Annotated in this window: 18 protein-coding genes; all 18 read left to right on the forward strand. The window is 49.3% G+C overall.

The window, feature by feature from the left end:
• Positions 1-20: 20 nt before the first annotated feature.
• The 18 genes from AC2TF6_RS12905 to AC2TF6_RS12990 all read left to right on the forward strand — a co-directional run bounded on the left by AC2TF6_RS12905 (position 21) and on the right by AC2TF6_RS12990 (position 20178).
• Entirely contained in the window at positions 21-1277 is a 1257-nt protein-coding gene (locus AC2TF6_RS12905) for a DegT/DnrJ/EryC1/StrS aminotransferase family protein (RefSeq protein WP_491311352.1), read from the forward strand.
• Positions 1278-1306: 29 nt separating this feature from the next.
• Positions 1307-2059, forward strand: a complete 753-nt coding sequence (locus tag AC2TF6_RS12910) for an SPASM domain-containing protein (protein ID WP_491311353.1) — start codon at positions 1307-1309, stop codon at positions 2057-2059.
• 18 nt (positions 2060-2077) lie between these two features.
• Positions 2078-3316: a glycosyltransferase family 4 protein gene (locus tag AC2TF6_RS12915; RefSeq protein WP_491311354.1), complete on the forward strand. Its 1239-nt coding sequence runs from the start codon at positions 2078-2080 to the stop codon at positions 3314-3316.
• The gene (locus AC2TF6_RS12920) at positions 3306-5120 is read left to right on the forward strand and encodes a Neamine phosphoribosyltransferase (RefSeq protein ID WP_491311355.1); all 1815 of its coding nucleotides are present in this window, start codon (positions 3306-3308) and stop codon (positions 5118-5120) included. The genes AC2TF6_RS12915 and AC2TF6_RS12920 overlap by 11 nt, the downstream gene beginning before the upstream one ends.
• A gap of 46 nt (positions 5121-5166) precedes the next feature.
• A complete protein-coding gene (locus AC2TF6_RS12925) occupies positions 5167-8841 on the forward strand; it encodes a hypothetical protein (RefSeq protein ID WP_491311356.1) in 3675 nt (1224 codons plus the stop codon).
• Positions 8842-8882: 41 nt separating this feature from the next.
• Positions 8883-10181, forward strand: a complete 1299-nt coding sequence (locus AC2TF6_RS12930) for an aminotransferase class III-fold pyridoxal phosphate-dependent enzyme (protein WP_491311357.1) — start codon at positions 8883-8885, stop codon at positions 10179-10181.
• A gap of 2 nt (positions 10182-10183) precedes the next feature.
• A complete protein-coding gene (locus tag AC2TF6_RS12935; protein WP_491311358.1) occupies positions 10184-11290 on the forward strand; it encodes a 2-deoxy-scyllo-inosose synthase in 1107 nt (368 codons plus the stop codon).
• A gap of 2 nt (positions 11291-11292) precedes the next feature.
• Positions 11293-12120: a PIG-L deacetylase family protein gene (locus AC2TF6_RS12940; RefSeq protein ID WP_491311359.1), complete on the forward strand. Its 828-nt coding sequence runs from the start codon at positions 11293-11295 to the stop codon at positions 12118-12120.
• A 23-nt stretch (positions 12121-12143) separates the two neighbouring features.
• Positions 12144-13193 (forward strand): zinc-dependent alcohol dehydrogenase, encoded by a 1050-nt coding sequence (locus AC2TF6_RS12945; protein ID WP_491311360.1) that lies wholly within the window; start codon positions 12144-12146, stop codon positions 13191-13193.
• 11 nt (positions 13194-13204) lie between these two features.
• Entirely contained in the window at positions 13205-13903 is a 699-nt protein-coding gene (locus tag AC2TF6_RS12950; protein ID WP_491311361.1) for an SDR family oxidoreductase, read from the forward strand.
• 66 nt (positions 13904-13969) lie between these two features.
• Positions 13970-14389, forward strand: coding sequence for a gamma-glutamylcyclotransferase family protein (locus AC2TF6_RS12955; protein ID WP_491311362.1), 420 nt, complete (start codon positions 13970-13972; stop codon positions 14387-14389).
• Positions 14367-15278 (forward strand): BtrH N-terminal domain-containing protein, encoded by a 912-nt coding sequence (locus AC2TF6_RS12960; protein ID WP_491311363.1) that lies wholly within the window; start codon positions 14367-14369, stop codon positions 15276-15278. Before AC2TF6_RS12955 ends, AC2TF6_RS12960 begins: the two co-directional genes overlap by 23 nt.
• A gap of 68 nt (positions 15279-15346) precedes the next feature.
• Positions 15347-15610, forward strand: a complete 264-nt coding sequence (locus AC2TF6_RS12965; RefSeq protein WP_491311364.1) for an acyl carrier protein — start codon at positions 15347-15349, stop codon at positions 15608-15610.
• Entirely contained in the window at positions 15607-16866 is a 1260-nt protein-coding gene (locus AC2TF6_RS12970) for an ATP-grasp domain-containing protein (protein ID WP_491311365.1), read from the forward strand. Before AC2TF6_RS12965 ends, AC2TF6_RS12970 begins: the two co-directional genes overlap by 4 nt.
• Before the next feature lie 27 nt (positions 16867-16893).
• Positions 16894-18180, forward strand: coding sequence for a type III PLP-dependent enzyme (locus AC2TF6_RS12975; protein WP_491311366.1), 1287 nt, complete (start codon positions 16894-16896; stop codon positions 18178-18180).
• Between the two features lie 27 nt (positions 18181-18207).
• Positions 18208-19233 (forward strand): LLM class flavin-dependent oxidoreductase, encoded by a 1026-nt coding sequence (locus AC2TF6_RS12980; protein WP_491311367.1) that lies wholly within the window; start codon positions 18208-18210, stop codon positions 19231-19233.
• A gap of 38 nt (positions 19234-19271) precedes the next feature.
• Complete coding sequence (locus AC2TF6_RS12985; RefSeq protein ID WP_491311368.1) at positions 19272-19913, forward strand: histidine phosphatase family protein; 642 nt, start codon at positions 19272-19274, stop codon at positions 19911-19913.
• 16 nt (positions 19914-19929) lie between these two features.
• Positions 19930-20178 carry a DUF6137 domain-containing protein gene (locus AC2TF6_RS12990; protein ID WP_491311369.1) on the forward strand — a complete coding sequence of 83 codons (249 nt, stop codon included), beginning with the start codon at positions 19930-19932 and terminating at the stop codon, positions 20176-20178.
• Position 20179 lies beyond the last annotated feature (1 nt).

Below are 20179 nucleotides of genomic sequence, written 5' to 3' on the forward strand. Positions count from 1 at the left end.
TATCCAAAAGGAGAGTTATCATGACCATTCCATTTGACCAGTGGCCAGAATGGCCTCAACACTCCGATCGTACCCGCCAGAAAATTGAAGATGTGTTTCAGTCGAACAGATGGGCGATAAGCGGATATTGGACGGGCGAGGAAAGCATGGAACGGAAATTCGCAAAGGCTTTTGCGGATTTCAACGGGGTCCCTTACTGTGTGCCGACGACGAGCGGCTCCACGGCTTTAATGCTTGCCCTTGAAGCGCTCGGAATAGGCGAAGGAGACGAAGTCATTGTTCCCAGCCTGACTTGGATTGCAACCGCTACCGCCGTATTAAACGTGAATGCGCTTCCTGTTTTTGTGGATGTTGAGGCGGATACCTATTGTATCGATCCTCAATTGATAAAGTCGGCCATTACGGATAAAACGAAAGCCATTATCCCGGTCCATTTGTTCGGAAGTATGGCGAATATGGATGAAATAAGCAGAATTGCGCAAGAACACAACCTTTTTGTGATTGAAGATTGCGCGCAAAGCCACGGTTCCGTATGGAACAACCAGCGTGCCGGAACGATAGGAGATATAGGGGCGTTCAGCTGTCAGCAGGGCAAAGTGCTAACGGCCGGAGAAGGGGGGATTATCGTGACGAAAAATCCCCGTTTTTTTGAACTCATCCAACAATTGCGAGCGGATTCCAGGGTTTATTGCGATGATTCCTCCGATTTGATGCACGGTGACATGCAGCTGGTCAAAAAAGGGGACATTCAAGGCTCCAACTATTGCTTGTCCGAATTTCAATCGGCCATCCTTCTGGATCAACTTCAGGAGCTGGATGACAAGAACGCGATCCGGGAAAAGAACGCCATGTTCTTGAACGATGCCTTAAGCAAAATTGACGGCATTAAGGTGATGAAGCGTCCTCCTCAAGTCAGCAGACAAACTTATTACGGGTATGTATTCCGGTTCGATCCGGTGAAATTCGGCGGGTTGAATGCGGATCAGTTCTGTGAAATTCTTCGTGAAAAGCTCAATATGGGGACGTTTTACCTGCATCCGCCGTATCTCCCCGTACACAAAAATCCGCTGTTCTGCCCTTGGACAAAGAACCGTTATTTGAAATCGGTTCGTAAGACAGAAGCTTATTGGAGAGGGCTTCATTACCCGGTCTCCGAACGGGCTTCCGAGCAATCCATCGTTATCCACCATGCTATTTTACTGGCTGAACCCTCACATCTGTCGCTTCTGGTCGATGCCGTAGCCGAACTTGCCCGGAAATTTTGCGTGACTCATTAACGAAGGATGATTAGCGAGGAGGAATTGGGATGGATAAGCTGTTTTCGATGATCGAAGTAGAAGTCAATTCTCAATGCAACCGCACGTGCTGGTACTGCCCCAACAGTGTATCTCAGCGCAAAGAGAACGGAGAGATGGACCCCGCTTTGTATAAAACGCTAATGGAACAGTTAAGTTCGCTGGATTTTGCGGGACGTATTTCGTTTCACTTTTACGGGGAGCCGCTTTTGTGCAAAAATCTCGATCTGTTTGTGGGCATGACAACGGAATATATCCCTAGAGCAAGGCCTATTATTTACACAAACGGCGATTTTCTTACCGAAAAACGGTTACAGACTTTGACGGAACTGGGTATTCAAAAATTCATTGTGACCCAGCATGCCGGAGCCAAGCACAAATTCAGAGGCGTATACGACCAACTGGCGGGAGCGGACAAAGAAAAAGTGGTCTATCTCGATCATTCGGATCTGATTTTATCCAATCGGGGCGGGATTCTGGATAATATTCCTCAAGCTTCGAAAGCCAACATGTCGTGCATGGTGCCATCCAATCTGGCCGTTGTTACCGTTTTGGGGAACGTGCTTCCATGCTTTGAAGATTTCAATCAAAAGATGGTTATGGGCAATATCGGCGAACATCATATTTCCGATATCTGGAACAATGACAAATTTACATCCTTCCGCAAAATGTTAAAAGAAGGGCATAGAGGCAAATCGGATCTATGCAAAAATTGCAACAATGTAAGTGTGCAGACAGAAGATCAATACGATTATGTGCTGTAACGAAGAGGGGGTGTACGTTTGAATATTTTGCGGCTTACCCCTCATTACTACTTTGAGACTACCGAATGGCCGAGCCGGTTTGATCCGATGGGCGGCATGCAGGTTCAAATCACGAATTTGACGGAATGGCTGGCCGATCAAGGAGTCCGGCAGGATGTGCTCACAACCGGCATTCCCGGCATCCCCCGAACATTGCAGCTTCGGGACCGGTTGACCGTCCATTCCGTCCGTTTTATGACGCTGCCCTTTAAGTCCAGCCAAACGGGAACGCTGTTTCTCGATCAGAGCTGGTTCATGGGCGCTGTCAAATGGATCGTTCAGAACGGGAAAAAGAAGAACTACGATGCGATTCATGTCCATGCAAGCGGAGTGGTGTGGCCGTTACTCGCCGGTATGTTCGCTCAAAAATATTTAAAAAAGCCGTTGATTTTAACGATACATTGCAGCCGGATATTTACGTACAAGCCCATGAATAAGTGGGATCAATTCGTTCACGATTTTGTTAAATCCGTGGAATTAAAGAGCATCAAACTCAGCCATAAAGCCGTCGTTCTTACGGATAAGAGACTGGACAGCTACAACCGGCTGCTTGAGGATTCGTCGAAAATGACGGCGATCAGCGACTGTATCGGATCGAATCATCTCAGTCATTCCATCGATTGTCCTTTTTGCGGCCAATTAAAAACCGAGCTTCTCGGCAAAAAAACGGTTTTGTTTCTGGGCAGAATCGCACACGAGAAAGGCTGGGCCACCTTTGTAAGCGTTGCGAAAGAGCTCGCGGACAAAATCGGCGATTTGCAATTCATCGTGTGCGGAGACGGTCCCCAGCGCGAGGCGATGGAAGAACAAATTAAAGCGGCGAATTTGCAAAACCAATTCCGTATCACCGGTTTTATTTCACATAAATTTGTCTCCTGCTATCTGCACCATGCCCAGCTGTTCCTGCTGCCCTCCCACCATGAGGAATTCGGCGGAAGCCTGATTGAAGCCGCCATTGCGGGAGTTCCGATCATTTCGACCAATAACGGAGGTCCCGCCGATATTTTCACTCACGGTGAAACCGCGATTTTAACGGACCCGAGCGACGTGTTGGGGATCGCTGACGAGGCTTATAAAATATTGACGAACGACTCCGTTGCCGAGTCCCTGAGGCTCCATTCCAGACCCGAGGTTGTCAGTAAATTTTTGCCTCACTGCGTGTATCCGAATTATTTGAATTTGTACTCTTCAAAAGAGGCTGCCGTCCATGAAGGATAATCCGATTTCTTTGTTTCACGAATTGGAAAGCTACGTCAGAGGAAGCAAGGACCGTCTTCATCGTTACATGTACGCCTGTATCCTGGAGCAGCGATTGGCGGATTTGCTTTTGCTGAGCCGGTGCGGCGTACATCCTGAAGACAGGGATCGTTTGGCTGCCCGGCTGGCCTCTCAACGCAGCCTTTGCGTGCAGGCTGCTTCCGACATTGCGGAAGATACGCAGGAGGCGCGGGGGAGTACGCCGGCATGGCCGGACTACAAGGCTGCCAAATCTTCCGTTACGAAGAAAAGACCGGAGCTGCTCTCTTTAATCAAAGTGATGCAGGAGCTTCGTACCCCGGAATGCTCCGGGTATGATTTGTGCGACCTGGAGGTTTGCCGGGAGGATGCTCTGCGCTGGCTGAGAGACCATGCCGATCCGTCTTCACCGCCTGTACTCATCGGCGTTCGGACCGGAGGCGCTTTCTACGCTCCGTTATGGTCATCGGCTTTGCGGCAGAGGTGGGGGAATGATGCCCTATATCACACAGTCCGAGCTCTGCGGAAGCCTTCCGATCCGGGCGCGTCCTTGTATTTGCCCGAGGAACTCTCGATGCTGCCGGCGGCAATAGAGCCGGATACGGATATCGTGATTCTGGAAGATCAGCCGCATACGGGCGGGACCGTTCTGGAACTGGCTGGAAGACTTAGCGTGAAGTATCGGCTGAACAAGCCTGTCTGGGTTTCTTCTCCGGGCCGGTTGTTCAAAATCGAGAACGACCGGCTTGCGAAGTGCAGCGATCGTATCCCTCTGAATACGGCGACAAAAAAGCGCATCTGGCAGATGCTCGGCAATTCGGAAGAAGTGGTGGAGTTTCTTCTGCCGAAGCTCGGTTTATCTGACGCGCGTCCGGCGGATTTGGAAGTGGTCCCTTATAAATCCGTGCCTCATTGGAATGATCCGATGTATCGCCGTGAAGTTCCCTTCCGGATTAATCCGAAGAAAACTCCGCTTTTCATCCGACGAAAAAGCACGAATGAGCCGGTCGTATTCGCAAAATTTATCGGGAAAGATCTTTTCGGCGACTTTCAATTTCATCAGCTGAAAAAGTTTGAAAAGTATTCCTCTGATATTTTAGCGTACCAGGACGGTTATGTGATGACCCAATATGAACCGGGATTACGGGAAATGAGAGAAGTGTTCGTCAACATGCCTTCAGCCGTGACAGGTGATATTTGCCAAACCATTTCCGGTTACTGGAAAACGCTGCTTGATTCGTGCCAAGTAAGCGGAGGTCATCCCGTTCATCCTTTAGCCGACCATTGGCAAGCCCATCTTGGAGAGATGGAGGACTTTATCGGGAGAAAGCTGCCTTATGATTTGGATTGGTTCGAACAAAGTTTGCATACCGAATGGACCTCGTCCGCTCATGTTTACACGTCCTTGCCTTACGCCAACCGGTATGGGCACTGGAAAGCGAGGCTTTCAGCCGGGCAGCGCTTGAAAACGTACCGGTTTCACATTGATTCCACCTGGGGAGGCACTTCCAGCATCGAGGTGGAGCTGGCTTCGTTTCTTTTGGAAAACAGGGTGAGGCCCGATGACTTCCGTCTGTTGGTAAACCAGGTAAAAAAAGAAGCCGAATCCTTAACCATTGGAGCGGTTACCGATGCTCTGCCGATCGCTTGCATCCTGCAAGTCGCGAATCTTTTAAAACAGGCGAAGGGTGAAAGCCGCTTGCCGAAAGGGCTGATTTTGTCGGAAGCGATGCAATCATTCGAGTATCTTCAGGCCATGAAGCCGAAGCTTTCGGATGTAAGATAACTGTCACGGTCGAACGAAACCACGCACATGCTTGAGGAGGCTTTGTATGAATAGCTTCGGAATAAAATGCGAGAGACTGTTGGAACTGCGGAACAATGAAACGTTTACAGCGCATATTCCCCCTCTTTATCCGATCGATCCTAAACCAGCCGTTGAATTTCTGGAACAATACAGCGGTACCGAGGAGGAATTGCCAGGCAGACTGGCCCGGTACATAGAGCAGCGCGAACCATCCCGGTTCGATCAAATTAAAAAAGTTTGCGGGGACCTTCCATGGATTGTCAGAAGCTCCGGGGAAGAAGACTTAAACGAAACGACGAATGCCGGCGCTTATCTCAGTTTAGTTTGTGAGCACAGGGATAACTTTTACGAAGTGCTTGCGCAGGTCATGCTTAGTGGAAGCACGGAGCACGCCAGGAACCAGAATAAACGTTTCGTGAACCGGCATTTGCACGATCATGAACCTATTCCCGTTTTTGTCCAGCCGTTGGTCCAATCGGAGCATGCGGGGCATCCCGTTCCTTATGATGCAACCCCTTATGTCAGGGGAGAGGATTTACAAACGATCATCGGTCTGCTTAAAAACCTCCACAGCACCATGCCGGATTATGCGCTTGATTGCGAATGGGTAGGAGACTCGGATTTCGGCACGATTTCCATGACAAGCTTAACGGAACTTGCCGACGGAAATCTTACGGGGCAGATTGCTTTCGGTTTCGATCTTTTCTCTACGCAGCATGTGAAAGCGAACAATAGTGTCCGGTATCTGCTGCCGGGGGACGAGTTGAACTTGTGGCAGGGGCATATTTTTCAGGAAGTGAACCTGCAAAGCTTGTTTCTGGTGCAGACAAGACCGGCCAAGAACTACCGCTTGTACCAGCATGTTTACGAGCTGTCGGCATCTTCCAAAAAGGAATTGGAAAAGGACGCCGCTCTTTGTCTGGATGCAAAGGAGTTCATCTCGCAGGGCGGCAAGCCGTTCTTCGGCAAGTTTATTAAGGCGGTTACCTTGAACGAAGCCTGGAACGCCTATCTTCAGTACACCAGCAAAGACGTTAAGGAGGATATTGCCGCTATCCTGGTGGAATTCGGTACGAGAACGGAACATGCCGGAATTATGTTTAACCAGGTCGGAATCCCGGTCATTCGTATCGAGATTACGCTTATACCGGAAAGTATGACTTATATCGTACTTGATCCGTTTTCCCTGCAGTGCCGTTTGTACAGCCACAACAAAGAAGTCAAGGCATTGGAATACGAGACCAGGGAAATTATTCCCCTTCCGGATAACTGCATTCTTGTTCAGGATCGCGAAGAGAAGCAGCAGCGGGAAGCTATGGCGGTATCGGCGGACGAGCACTTTAACGAGGTGTTAAACAAGCCCTTCTTCTCGGAAAAGACTAAACAGCATTTGGCGGCAAATAGTGCCTATCCGAATTACAGCTTCATTTTTCACGGAGAAGATGGTGTCCGTTCACCGAGTTACTACGCAAATGCCGCCGATCGGTTGACGGCTGAAACGGTTGACGCATTTCTAAAAAGCCGTGAGTGGCCGGAAGCATCGGCGAATTATTTCCTGGCCTTGTTTCATGCGAAAAACTTGCTCAAAGACCAGAACATCGCCGCTTATTTCGAGCGGCAGCCGGAAGACAAGGGCCGGTCTAATGAAACGCTCGTGTACTGGAAAGTGCTGCGCATCCACCATCTGTTGGCCAAGTGCAGCAGCCGGGACCGGGAAACGCTATTGGAGCGGGTCCGTGCGGAAATGAACGTTAATTCGGGCGTAATCGAGCTGCGGCTGGACGTGCTGTTTTTATTCGAGCAATATCTGGACGCCTTGTGCATTTATTCGAAGCGGGAGGAAGAGGCACTGATCCAAAACTTTATCGGCATTCTTTCTTCGGTTAAGGATGAAGACCTGCCGATCGTTCTGGATCTAGCCCGCAACGGGATTTTTAACGCGGGTCACCTGTGCCAATTTTTAAAGCATGCCATAGAGAACCGGCACTTGTTCGATCTCTACCGGAATTATTCTCTCGTCAGCAAAGAGTTTGCCATCATTCCGTACGATTTGAGCGTTATCAGCAGATTCCCGTATTTTAACGAGGTTTTCGTTGATTTGAACAACGAGATGAATAAATACGAGTCGCTCGGCGAGTTAAGCAGCTCTATTTTTCATACCGTAGTCGAAACATACGATAAGTCGGCCAAAGAAATTCTTTTGAGCGTGATAGATGACGGCAGTCCGTCCTATTATCAAGCGTATCTCACACTGTTAACCGAATGGCTCGGTTTAATCCGGCTGTTCGATAAGAACGAGAAAGTGATTCATACCTTCCTTGACTGGATCGGGGTCCAACAAGATCGGCAAGCGGAAATCGAAGATTACTTCCTGGAAGAAATTCATTGGAAAACAAGAATAGAAGAAGCTGAGGCCGGTATTGCCAAAGACTTGTCGTTAACCAATTTGCATCAGCTGCACAACGTGCTGCACCAGTGGTCGCTATATTTGGTGCCTGCGTCCAATGGCGCTCATATGCCTCTTTTCGTCAAAGAAATGGTGGCGTTCGCCCAATCTTTTTCCGAACAAGAAAACCGTTTGCTGCGGATGCAAAAGGACTTTTTTGAAATCGAGCTGGCGATGTGTACGCACAAGGCCGGGTTTATGTTCTACAAGCATTCCGTTTCTGTCGAATTTAGCGAGCCTCCTTCCGTACATGACGACGAAATCGCAAGATTATCGGCTTTTGCCTCCTTTATGAACAAGTGCAACGACTGGTTCGAGGCTTATCGTTTCCGCACTCATTACGAGAAGGTAGCCGGAACCTGGACCTGTTATATGACTGTAAAATCCGTCGAAGACGGCGCACTTCAGCAAAGCGATTACCAAACGATTTTTCACATCATCCGGTTTGTTTTAGACAGCTCGTACGATTTTTCGCATAATCCGCTTTCTGCCGTTGAGGATTTGACCGCTCAATTTAATGACCCGGAATGGAAAGATATTTTCCGGAAGCTGGTAAACTATCGGGTCCATTTTGACGATGAAGGGCAGTTTATCAACTTGAAGTTGTTCGCCATGTCCACTTTCTTTACGTACCTGTGTCTTTCGCCGTCCCTGCGAAGCCGCCTGCTCTCCTTGTATCGGGAAGGGTTCGATCGTATGGTCGGTGAGCTCGCCGTACTGGAAGACGGGATGGCGCGCGCCGGTCATTATTCGGAATGGCTCGAGCATTATGAATCGGCAACCTATACCGCCTTATTCCTTGCGGCTATTTATCCTCTGGAGACAGTGGGCAAGCTGGAGTCGCTGCGTGACCTGCGGTTGACCTACGATATCGTGTCCAGAAACTTGCTGAAGCACAAAGAAGCCGCCAACAAAGTTATCGAGACGCTGCCGTCCTGGGATAAAGCGCTGCAATCCAGCGTGACGGACAAGCTGCTGCACTATTGTCCGGCTAAATTTTTCAAAACCGTTTCATCTGTTAACGACATGGCCAAGGAGCTCTCCAAACGAAGCAAATCGTTTAAACGCGCCAAGCAGGTTTTGCTCAACGCGTATGCGGATTCCTTGGAGCCAGACATTTTACAACAATTCATCGACGACTTGCAGTATGTCCCTTATGCCGGGACCGAGGCGCAAAATCAACAGCTGGATAAATGCCTGACGGATTCCGGGAAAAAGAGATATGACATTCAAAAAGAAATTTTGTATATCTGATCCGCCGTATCGCATGTCACGACTAAGGAGTGAACGATGAAATGAAACAGGAAATGGTTGAAAATTCGGAACAGCTGCTATCGGTACTCGGTACTTATATCGATTCGCCAGTCGATCCCTTCCGCAAGGAAAGAGTGATGTTTTCAAGGGGAAGCGGGGCGTATTTATTCGATTACGACGGCGGCAATTATATCGACCTGATGAACGGGAAAGGGTCTATTATACTGGGGCACAACGATCCGAGCGTCAATGCCGCCTTGCGGAATTTTCTGGAGCAGGACAGGGAGATTGTAACGGGTCCTTCCAAACCGATCATTGATCTGGCCGAACGGATCAAGAAAGACAGCGCTTTGCCGGATGCGAAGGTTTCGTTCTATACGACCGGAACCGCCGCCTGCAGAGCGGCCGTGTATGCCGCACGCGATTACAGCGGCAAGAAAATCGTCCTCAGCTCGGGATACCACGGCTGGGATCCCATGTGGAGGCAGCAGGGTGCCCTGCTGGAACCGAATGAGGACGGGGTGATTGAGTTTTATTTCATCCCCGAGCTGCTGGAACGCGCCTTAACGGCGCACAAGGATCAAGTCGCCTTGGTCATATTTTCGCCGGACTATACGTATTTATCGGCTTCGACGATGGAGAGAATCCTTGGCATATGCCGGGCACACGGTGTCCTGGTTTGCTGCGACGATGTGAAGCAAGGCTACCGGCACCGTCAAGGATCATCGCTTGAGCTTGTGACGACTGAGAAGGCCGACATGTACGTCTTCTCCAAAGGTTTGTCGAACGGACACCGGATTTCATGCGTGGTGAGTTCGGACGAAATTATGGCGGAGACCAAGGAACACACGTACACGGCCTACTACCAGATGCTGCCGATTCTGTCGTCCCTGGAAACGCTGAAAAAGATGGAAACCAGTAAAGGCTACGATTTGATACGTTCTTACGGTCAAACCTTGACGGGGAATTTGAAAGAGTTGTTCGTTCAATCCTCTCTGCCTATCGAAGTGAACGGAAGCTCCATTTTTCAACTGGTATTCGGAGACGAAGAGCTGGAGGAGACATTTTACCGGGAAGCCTTTAATCAGGGACTCATTCTATTCGAGGGGGATAATCAGTCGCTTTCCCTGTGCATGGACAAAGACGTCCAAGTGGACCTGATTCGCAGGTTTGCGAACGTAACCGATGTCTTATCGGAGCAATTTAAACACCTGAGGGGAAAAGAGGTTACGACCGAGCAAACGTTCAGGACCGCTTGGAACATGATTGACGGGGCATCGGATTTGCTCCCCTATGAGAAACAGCTCAAACTTCTCGATAATTTGATCGGTGGAGGTTAAACATGACGACTAAACAAATTTGTTTTGCGGACCGGTGTTTTAACTTTGCATTCGGCGAACATGTTTTGGAATCGATTGAATCCTATATTCCCCGGGATGAATTTGATCAATATATCGTGATTTCGGACTCGGGGGTACCGGACTTTATTGTTCATCATGCCGCCGAGTACTTCGGCAAACTCGCCCCTGTACATATTCTTCGCTTCCAGGGCGGAGAAGAATACAAAACACTCTTAACCGTGACAAATTTGCAAGAGCAGGCAATTGCTCTGGGAGCCAACCGCAGAACCGCTATCGTAGCGGTTGGCGGAGGGTTAACCGGGAACGTTGCCGGAGTGGCGGCCGGTATGATGTTTCGCGGGATTGCACTTATTCACGTCCCGACCACGTTTTTGGCGGCCTCCGATTCGGTTCTTTCGATTAAGCAGGCTGTTAATTTAACGAGCGGAAAGAACCTGGTCGGCTTTTATTATCCGCCCCGGTTCGTGTTCGCCGATACCCGAATCTTGTCGGAGTCGCCGCCCCGTCAGGTGAAAGCGGGAATGTGCGAGCTGGTAAAAAATATGCTGATTTTGGAAAACGACGACAAGGAATTTACAGAGGATGATTTAAATTCAACCAATGTGTATTCTCCGAAGCAGTTGGAGACCTTTATTAACTTCTGCATATCGGCCAAAATGTCGGTATTAAGCGAAGATATTTACGAGAAAAAGAAGGGCCTGATCTTTGAATACGGCCATACGATCGGTCATGCGATCGAGCTTGCCGAGCAGGGAGGAATCACGCACGGAGAAGCCATTGCAGTGGGCATGATTTACGCCGCTAAAATAGCGAACCGGATGAACCTGATGTCCGAGCATGACGTGTCCGCACATTACTGGCTTTTAAATAAAATAGGGGCTTTGCAGGATATTCCGCTCAAATCGGACCCGGATGCGATCTTTCATTATTTAATCCACGATAACAAGAGAGGCTACATTAAGCTGGATGAGGATAATTTGGGCATGATTTTACTTAGCGGAGTAGGGAAACCGGCGGTGTATAACCAATCCCTGCTTACCCCTGTCAGAAAAACGCTCATAAAAGAAGTGATCCGGGAAGGGCTGTAAGGATGAACCAGGATAAGCGTGCTTTTATGTTTATCTCGCCTCACTTCGATGATGTCATTTTGTCGTGCGCGTCGACTTTAATGGAACTGGTGAATCAGGGGCACACCTGCAAGGTGCTGACCGTATTCGGAGGCTGCCCGTCGGTTCGCTTTCAGCCCAGCGAGATTGCCAGCCAGTATGCGGCCGAGGATTTGGGACTGTTCGAGGATGAAATAGAAGGCGAGCACCTGTCCATACTCGTGGCGCGCCGACTTCAGGAGGATCAGCAGGCATTCCGGCATCTTGCCGGTGTACAGGTTGAAGTACTGTCCTTTCCGGATGCCATCTACAGGGAAAATAAGGGGCAGCCTTATTACCAGACGGAGGAAGACTTATTCGGCATTCCGGACAAACAGGACGAAGACATTTTCCTGCCTAAAATCGAAAAATATTTGCAGTCCTGTGATCTTGCCCGGAAATACACCTGGGTATTTCCCGCCATCTCCAAACATGTCGATCACCAGCTGCTGACCAAAGCCGGATTGAGGCTGATGTCGCAAGGGTATCCGGTGCTTTTCTATTCCGAATTTCCGTACTGGCAGCAGTACAATGAGTTTTTACAGAACGGATGGCGTCAGTTGGAATTGAGAAACAGCGTCTACACGCCGGTAAAAAGAGCCGCTGTATTGGAATACAAAACGCAGCTGCTCGGATTGTTCGGCGAAGAGGCGGAAACGAAAATCAATAACGGCGAAATCCTTAGCGAAGCCGAGCTATTTTGGATACAAGAAACGGATACTCAAGTTTGGCGGGTATTCCGGGCAATAAGTTCCGAACCGCTTCAAACCTGACACAAAGAAAAGGAGTGCTTTCCATGGAAATTTTAACGTACACGGGTCCAAGTCGATTAATCGTGGAAACGGCAGAAGAATTGCCATTAAAAAGCGGCGAATGCCGGATACAGTCCCTCTATTCGGGGATCAGTCACGGAACGGAAATGGGAGCTTACAGAGGAATCGCTCCCTATTTCACAAGAGATATGGATTCCGAAACCCGGTTGTTCGAGGACCTGGCCGAAGAGCATAAAGTTAAATATCCGATCCGGAGCTGCGAGGACGATGCCTGGTTTATCGGGTATTCGAACGTAGGGAAAATTATTGAAGTTGGAGCCGATGTCGAAGGATTTTCGGTCGGAGATATCGTGTTTTCCCACGGCAGACATCAAACGATCGTGTGCAAGCATCACAAAAAGATCTTTAAACTTCCCCAAAAGCTGGAGCCTGAGCTCGGCATCTTCTACACAAACCTGATGACGGCTTATAACGCTGTATTGGACACGAGAATTAAAATCGGGGACGTTGTCGTCGTATCGGGACTCGGTGTAGTCGGGCAGTTAATCGCTCAATTAGCCAAACTGTCCGGCGCCATAGTCGTCGGAGTGGACCCGCTTGAGAACAGACTGAACATCGCCAGGGAAGTTGAAATCGACTATGTGTTTAATCCGAATCGGACGGATGTCGCCAAGGAAATCAGAGAGATTACGAATAACCGGGGTGCCGATGCCGTCTTTGAAGTATCCGGTCATTCAACGGCTTTGAATCAAGCGATTCGCATAGCGGCGCCGGACACGGTAATCACAGCCGTAGGCTGGTATCAGGGCGGGCAATCGGTGCTGAATCTTTCCGAAGAATTTCATCAGAACCGGATTACGATCCGCGCTTCGCAAACCCTCGGGATCGATCCTTCCATCAGCCATATGTATAACGATGCGAGAAGAAGGAATATCGGGAAAGATCTGCTGCTCAAGCTGAAGCTCCGTAACCTGATCAGCCACCGGATTCCGTTCGGCGATGCGCCGAAAGCCTACGAAATGATCGATAAACATCCGCATGAAGTTCTGCAGGTCGTTCTGACCTACTCTTAAGGGGGAAGCCCATGATCGTTTTCATAACCGGCGCGAACCGGGGGCTGGGACTGAGTCTTTGTGAGGTTTTTCTGGAACGGGGACATCACGTTCTTGCCGGAGTGAGAGACATGAACAGAGCCGAGCAGCTGCTCCTGTTAAAAACCAAATACAAGGGAGAGCTGAGCATCATTCCCGTGGATGTAAGCAGCCAGGATTCAATCCGGCAGGCTTATTCCCTGATTACCGCCGTGACGCCAAAGCTTGACGCGATTATTAATAATGCGGCCCGTGAAGGCATACGATGCAAAAAGATCCAGGAAGTGGACATCGCGGATTTCGAAGAAACGTGGAAAACGAACGTTTTGGGTCCGATGGCCATTATCAAATACCTCAAGCCTATGATGGAAAGCAGCGCGGTCAAAAGCATTCTTAATATCAGCTCCGAGGCCGGAAGCATTTCCGAACTTCCTTTGAAAACGTACGGCTATTGTATATCCAAAGCGGCTCTTAATATGTTTACCCGTATGCTGGAGAGAGAACTGAAGCCGGAGAACTTTAAGGTGCTTGCGGTTCACCCCGGCTGGATGAAAACCGAAATGGGGGGCGAGGACGCCCCTTACGAACCCGGTGAAATCGCCCGGCATTTGTACGAACGCCTCACGGAATCGCCCGGGAAAGAGGTTGATTTCAACATCGTCGATCATCTTGGAAACCGCATGCCCCTGTAAGGGAGTTCAAGGCGATGATTAGCTGGACGAAAGCTTTTACCAAGCCGTTTAAAGGGGAGAATTTTCATGCCCAAATTATTTGTCTACGGGACCCTGCGTGAGGGAGAAAACAATCACAAGTATATGAAAGAAGCCACCCTGCTTTCACGAAAAGCCAGCATAGCCGGTTCCTTGGTTGATACCGGCAACGGTTACCCCGGCTTACTGCTGGAAAATCAGCTGGTGGCGGGCGAGTGGTATGAAGTCTCGGAAGAAACGCTGAAACGGATAGATGAACTGGAAGAATATTTCGGTCCCGGGGATACAAGAAACTTATTTGACAGAATCGAATGCCAAGTAAACGAGAGCAGCGGAACACATCTGGGTTGGACGTACGTTTACAACCGGGACGATTATCTGGAAACAAGGTTTTCCGACTGGAAACAATACCGGTTGCAGCATGGTTCCGGAATAGAGGAGAAGCATGATGTGCCTCACTCGTTATGACGAGAAATTTTTCGATTGCCGAAAATCGCAAATAATCGCTTACTTGGACTCAAACCGGGTCCCCGTCATCCCTCTATTTTATAACAGTTATCAAAGTACAGCGGAAATTTACCGCCAGATCTTTATCGAAAATAAGAGCAAGTGGAAGTATTCGGAGCCTTCCTTTTCCGACGATGATTTACTGAGAAAAGGAATTACGCCTGTTCGGACTTCTTTTCCCGACTTCAGCCAGGCTTCGGATTGTTTAAAGGATTTGCTGGCCCGGCGCAAACTCGTTTTCGTATGGGGAGACGAGTATTATCTGCCTTACCGGAAGGAAGCCTTCCATACCATTCATTCTACTCATTCGCTTGTCGTCACGGGCTATGACGGTGAGAACAAGGCATACTACGTGGAAGATTGGGACGGGCTTTACGGATATTTGCCGGCTGCGCATTTGGAAGCGGCTTTCGACAGTCTGTCCGGTCAGATGAGGACATTGTTGGTTCTGGAACTTAACGACGAGGACATGCGGGAAAACAAACAAGAAGATCTGGCCTTGTTTCGACAGTGGCTGCAAGCCTTCGAGGACGACTATATCTTCTACGACCGGGTGCTGCTCGATATGCGTGATTATGAGGAAAAGCGGCTGATTTCGATGGATCACGGTCTCCGTTTAATCGCCGCATCCCGGCATGTTTTCTCCAAGTTTCTTCATTATATAGATGACGCCCCGGAGGAAGTCGGCCTCCTTATCCGCAATCATCAACTCGCTAACCATATCGCGACCATCGTCAGGCGGTACATGATCGCCAAACAGATCGACTGGGACGGTGCAGCTTGCAAGATTCAGCAATTAAGAGAGCAAGAGGATAACTTTATGCGGAAGCTAAAGAACCGTTACGGCTAGTTACGGCACCAAAAGCGGATAAACCGCTGTGCGGAAACCGCCATCCAATACAGAAGGAGTTGAATGTGATGTCTTTAGAAACTCAGGAAAACGTTCGGACCGCTCAAGTTGTATCCTGTGTGAATGAAATTCTACAGACGAAGGAATCCATTACCCCGGAAACCGATTTGTTTCTGCTTGGCTTGGACTCGGTAACCGCCGTGAATCTGATCGTCAGTCTGGAAAGCCAATTCGGTATCACGTTTAACGACGACGAACTGATCGTAGAAAATTTTTCAACGGTGCTGAAAATTACGGAACATGTGACGGATAAACTTGAGGGAACCCTATGAAGTTCACTCACCCGTTGGATTATTATCGTCTGAACGGCAAACAAATCCTGTGGTACATGAATATCGGCGAAGACCAGGACAGCCAGGCGTCGAATTACTTTCCCTCCGTCAAGGACCCTCAATCCGAGAAGATTGTCGTGCAGCAGGAGCATCAGCTTCTCTTTCTGGCGAGGCCGCAGGACACGGTATTTTTTCATACGATGCCGGAGCAAGCCTTTCTCGATTATTGGAAAGAGAGCCACCTCTCCTTGCCGTCGATAATTTGTTGCGACGAACTTTCGCAGGTGCCTGATCTTGCGCGTTATACGATTATCCCGTTCATTGTTTCGGATCAACTGCTTGAGCTGAAGCGGCGGTATCCGCACATGGATATCATTGCGCCGGATTTGGCGGTCTGCCGGGAAATCAACCACAAGTTCAACACGAGAAGACTGATGGAGAGGAACGGGTTCAACGTCACAACCGGTTATTTCTGCAGCGATATCGAGAGCTTGGAGCATGCCTACGATCAGCTCATTTCCGCCGGCTTTTCCAAATGCGTGTTAAAAGTTCCATACGGTTCGTCGGGTAAAGGTCTTAAAGTCATCGACAACGAACGGAATTTCCGTTTTTTGCTGAATTATATTCAAAACCGCCAGACAAACGTCGACCTGCTCCTGGAAGGCTGGCATCCCCACCGTCTCAGCCTGACGTCTCAGCTTTTCATTTCCGAATATGAAGTCCATCTTCTGGCCGTCACCGAGCAAATCGTAGACCTGAACGGTGTCTACAAAGGAACGAATTTTACGCCTGCCTTATCGCAAACGGAAGCGGCCGAATATCGCGAAGAAATTTTACGGGCAGGAGAACTGATACGGCAGATGGGGTATACCGGCGTGCTTGGGATAGATTCGATCATCGATACGAACGGAGAACTGATTCCGGTTATCGAGATTAACGCCAGGCTCACTCAGGTCACCTATATTCTTCCTTTGGTTATCGAACAGAAGAAGCGTTATGAGTTTGTCGAAAGCAGGGTGCTGGTGTTTAATTCCAGGGCGGATCTGAATTATGAAGATTACGTAAACGATCTCTCGGAAGTGACCCGCGATTTACCGGTCCAAATCGATCTATACAATTTCTGCAAGGCTTCGGGAGCCTTTAAAAACACCTATAAGCTCTTTGTGTTAGTCTCTGCCCACAATTCCGAACAGCTGAAAAAGGCCCGAAGCCTGCTTGACGAGCTGAACACGAAAATGACAACGGCTGTTCATTAAGTCATGAAGAAGGAAGGGGACTTGCGGATGAACCTGGATCAAGCTGAAATCACGGCCTTAACGAGAAGGTTTGAGACTCCTTTTTATTTGTATGACGGCGATTTTATCGAAACGCATTACCGGCACTTAAGAAGCCGGACGAACCCGGCGATTCAGTTTTATTTGTCCCTAAAGGCGAATAACAATATTCATCTGGCCAAATTGTTCCGGCAGTGGGGACTTGGCGTCGAGGTTGCATCTGCCGGAGAACTGGCTTTAGCCAGGCATGCCGGATTTTCAGCCGATAACATCATTTTCTCGGGACCGGGGAAGAAGCGAAGCGAGCTTGAGATTGCCATTGAAAGCGGGATTTACTGCATCATCGCGGAATCCGTTGAAGAACTCCTTTACATAGAAGAACTGGCTGAAAAAGAAAACAAAACGGCCCGCGTCGCGATCCGGATCAACCCCGACAAAAGCTTCGGCAGCACGGCCATTAAAATGGGCGGAGTACCGAGACAGTTCGGAATGGACGAATCCATGCTGGATACCGTAATTGATGCCATCCGCTCTCTTCAATTCACCAAATTTATCGGGATACACGTCTATACGGGAACCCAGAATCTGAATACCGACAGCATTATCGAGTCGATGAAATATACCGTAGATCTAGGCAGAAGCATTTATGAACGATACGGAATCGTCTGTGAATTTATTAATCTTGGCGGAGGGTTCGGAGTCCCGTATTTTTCACACGAAAAGGCGCTGGATATCGGCAGAATCACGGATGCGGTCAGCGATTACGTTCAAGAGGCTAGAGATTCCTTGTTCCCGCAAACGACCTTTATTATCGAAAGCGGAAGATACTTATTGGCTCAAGCGGCCGTGTATGTAACCGAGGTGCTTTACCGGAAAGCGTCCAAAGGAGAAGTTTTTGTGATCGTAGACGGGGGAATGCACCACCATGCGGCCTCCACTTTCCGGGGAAGAAGTATGCGGAGCAATTACCCTATGGAATGTATTCCCGTTAGGGAAAACTCCGGCCGTCGCGAACTCGAAAAAGTCACCATTGCCGGTCCTCTCTGTACGCCCGAGGATTGTGTGGGGAAGGATGTCCATGTGCCGGCCTTGTATCCGGGCGACCTCGTATGTGTGTTGAACTCGGGCGCCTACGGACTGAGCTTCAGCCCGGTTCATTTTCTGGGACACCCGACACCCATTGAAATTCTCAAACGGAACGGTTCATACGAGTTGATCAGGCGGAAAGGAACGGCGGATGATATAGTCGCGACCCAGTTGCAGACAGAATCGAATCTCCTCTTTGTGGACAAATAGAAAGCCCAATATACGAAAAGCAGGGGGATGATTGCATTGGATACGATTCAGTATTATTGCCAAATTCCAGGCGTCAACCATTATGCCGCCAAAAAAGAATTCATGGAAAGCTCCGTCAAAATCGCTCAATTGTCCGATGCTTACGGCATAGTCGGGTCCCTGTCGTTTTTTAACCATTCCGTATTGGACCCCTGGGCAGTCAGTTCGGTTATTATGCAGCATACGGAACATCATGTTCCTCTAATTGCGCTTCAGCCCTATATGTATCCTCCCTATACGGCGGCCAAATTAATTCAGAGCTTCACTTATTTGTACAACCGGCGGATTGACTTGAATATGATCACCGGCGCCGTTACCGGCGAACTCCAGCAAACCGGGGGCTATATCGACCATTCGTCCCGCTATAAGAAACTGTACGAATATGTTCAGGTGCTCCGTCTGCTGCTGGAATCCGATTCTCCCGTTTCGTTCAAAGGCGACTATTATGAGCTGAATAATTTGGAGTTCAAGCCTTCGCTGCCGGACAAACAGCTTTTCCCACGCATATTTATGTCCGGTTCTTCCGAGGAAGGGCTTGAAACGGGTTTGAAAGCGGCGGATTTCGTCGTTACTCATCCGGGACCGCTGGAACATTTTAAACACCAATTTAGCGAGAAGGTGCAGGGATCGGCTGTTCAAAGCGCCATAAGAATCGAGATTATTGCCAGAGAATCGGCGGAGGAAGCATGGAAGGTCGCTCATGCCCGCTATCCCGGCAACCGGCAGGGGACGATCCAGCTCCGGATGAAAAAAAATTCGGAATCAAGCTGGCAGCGGACGCTGGCCGAACTGGCTTTAGCGAGTGAAACGTACGATGAAGTCTTCTGGATGGGCGGGTACATGAACGGCGGAATTTACAGTCCCGTGTTAGTCGGGGATTACGAACAAGTGGCCGCTTATTTGAATGAGTACTATAAACTCGGCGTGAAAGCCGTGTTACTGGGTTCGATGTACAGCGAGGAGGATTTTATTCATTTCAGCCGGGTGAAGGAAGGGATTTCGAATCCGGTCTAGGGGACCGCAGCGAACAATTCGACGGAAGGAGAGATAACATGCGATTGATTTTAATCCGTCATGCGCAGGCCCACTGCAATATTCTGGAGGACGACGCTCTTATGGACGTTTACGATCCTCATTGCGAGCTGACGGAAGCGGGGATCGGCCAGGCCGTGAAGCTTCGGGATGAATACCCGGTTTCTCTGACGCCGTCGGTCATTTATTCCAGCCCTTTGAAAAGAGCGAGGGAAACGGCGGCCATTTTCCAAGGACGGTTTCCGGCCGTGCCTTTCATCGAAGACGAACGTTTGAGCGAGCTGAAAGCACCGGAGTCTTTTATCCCTCCGATTACGCAGGGGCAGTGGGATCTGTATCTGGAGCAGCGGATCCGGTCGCCTCATTTGGAAATCGTAAAGGGCTTGGAGTCGCTTGACGTACAGCGGGAACGGATCGAGCGGTTCTATCAGGATCTGTTCCGGAAGTATGCCGAAGAAGCGTGCAACATCGTCATTTTTACCCACGCTTTCAGCATCCAGCTGTCCGTCCTGTTTTTTCTCGGATTAGGGAACGAACAGCTCCTGCAATGGCAAATCAAAGCAAGCAATACGGCGATGCACATCATTCATTACGATCCGACTAGCAGCAGTTTTCTCCTGGAGAGCCTGAACAACCGTTCACATCTCCAAACAACCGGATAAGAGAGGGCGAGACGGGATGGATAACAAAGAACGGAACTGTTTGTATCAAGTGATCTATGCGATTTCCGGTGTGACCGGCGAGGACGGGGACGAGCTTGTGGAAACGTTCAAACAGGGACCGATGGAAGTGGATAAGCGGGATTTCTTTGAAATTATACAGCGGGTTGAATCCCTTTTTGACTGCACGCTGGATTTGAATTTGGAAGGTCCTTATTTGATACATGCCGATGAGATCGTGACTAAGATTACTAAGCTGAACGTTTAGT

This window comes from Paenibacillus sp. JNUCC 35 (genome assembly GCF_058269095.1).

What these genes read in the sequence shown, in the direction of transcription:
- AC2TF6_RS12905 (WP_491311352.1), top strand. Translation starts at nt 21, where the DNA reads ATGACCATTCCATTTGACCAGTGGCCAGAATGGCCTCAACACTCCGAT.
- AC2TF6_RS12910 (WP_491311353.1), top strand. Translation starts at nt 1,307, where the DNA reads ATGGATAAGCTGTTTTCGATGATCGAAGTAGAAGTCAATTCTCAATGC.
- AC2TF6_RS12920 (WP_491311355.1), top strand. Translation starts at nt 3,306, where the DNA reads ATGAAGGATAATCCGATTTCTTTGTTTCACGAATTGGAAAGCTACGTC.
- AC2TF6_RS12925 (WP_491311356.1), top strand. Translation starts at nt 5,167, where the DNA reads ATGAATAGCTTCGGAATAAAATGCGAGAGACTGTTGGAACTGCGGAAC.
- AC2TF6_RS12930 (WP_491311357.1), top strand. Translation starts at nt 8,883, where the DNA reads ATGAAACAGGAAATGGTTGAAAATTCGGAACAGCTGCTATCGGTACTC.
- AC2TF6_RS12935 (WP_491311358.1), top strand. Translation starts at nt 10,184, where the DNA reads ATGACGACTAAACAAATTTGTTTTGCGGACCGGTGTTTTAACTTTGCA.
- AC2TF6_RS12940 (WP_491311359.1), top strand. Translation starts at nt 11,293, where the DNA reads ATGAACCAGGATAAGCGTGCTTTTATGTTTATCTCGCCTCACTTCGAT.
- AC2TF6_RS12945 (WP_491311360.1), top strand. Translation starts at nt 12,144, where the DNA reads ATGGAAATTTTAACGTACACGGGTCCAAGTCGATTAATCGTGGAAACG.
- AC2TF6_RS12950 (WP_491311361.1), top strand. Translation starts at nt 13,205, where the DNA reads ATGATCGTTTTCATAACCGGCGCGAACCGGGGGCTGGGACTGAGTCTT.
- AC2TF6_RS12955 (WP_491311362.1), top strand. Translation starts at nt 13,970, where the DNA reads ATGCCCAAATTATTTGTCTACGGGACCCTGCGTGAGGGAGAAAACAAT.
- AC2TF6_RS12960 (WP_491311363.1), top strand. Translation starts at nt 14,367, where the DNA reads ATGATGTGCCTCACTCGTTATGACGAGAAATTTTTCGATTGCCGAAAA.
- AC2TF6_RS12965 (WP_491311364.1), top strand. Translation starts at nt 15,347, where the DNA reads ATGTCTTTAGAAACTCAGGAAAACGTTCGGACCGCTCAAGTTGTATCC.
- AC2TF6_RS12970 (WP_491311365.1), top strand. Translation starts at nt 15,607, where the DNA reads ATGAAGTTCACTCACCCGTTGGATTATTATCGTCTGAACGGCAAACAA.
- AC2TF6_RS12975 (WP_491311366.1), top strand. Translation starts at nt 16,894, where the DNA reads ATGAACCTGGATCAAGCTGAAATCACGGCCTTAACGAGAAGGTTTGAG.
- AC2TF6_RS12980 (WP_491311367.1), top strand. Translation starts at nt 18,208, where the DNA reads ATGATTGCATTGGATACGATTCAGTATTATTGCCAAATTCCAGGCGTC.
- AC2TF6_RS12985 (WP_491311368.1), top strand. Translation starts at nt 19,272, where the DNA reads ATGCGATTGATTTTAATCCGTCATGCGCAGGCCCACTGCAATATTCTG.
- AC2TF6_RS12990 (WP_491311369.1), top strand. Translation starts at nt 19,930, where the DNA reads ATGGATAACAAAGAACGGAACTGTTTGTATCAAGTGATCTATGCGATT.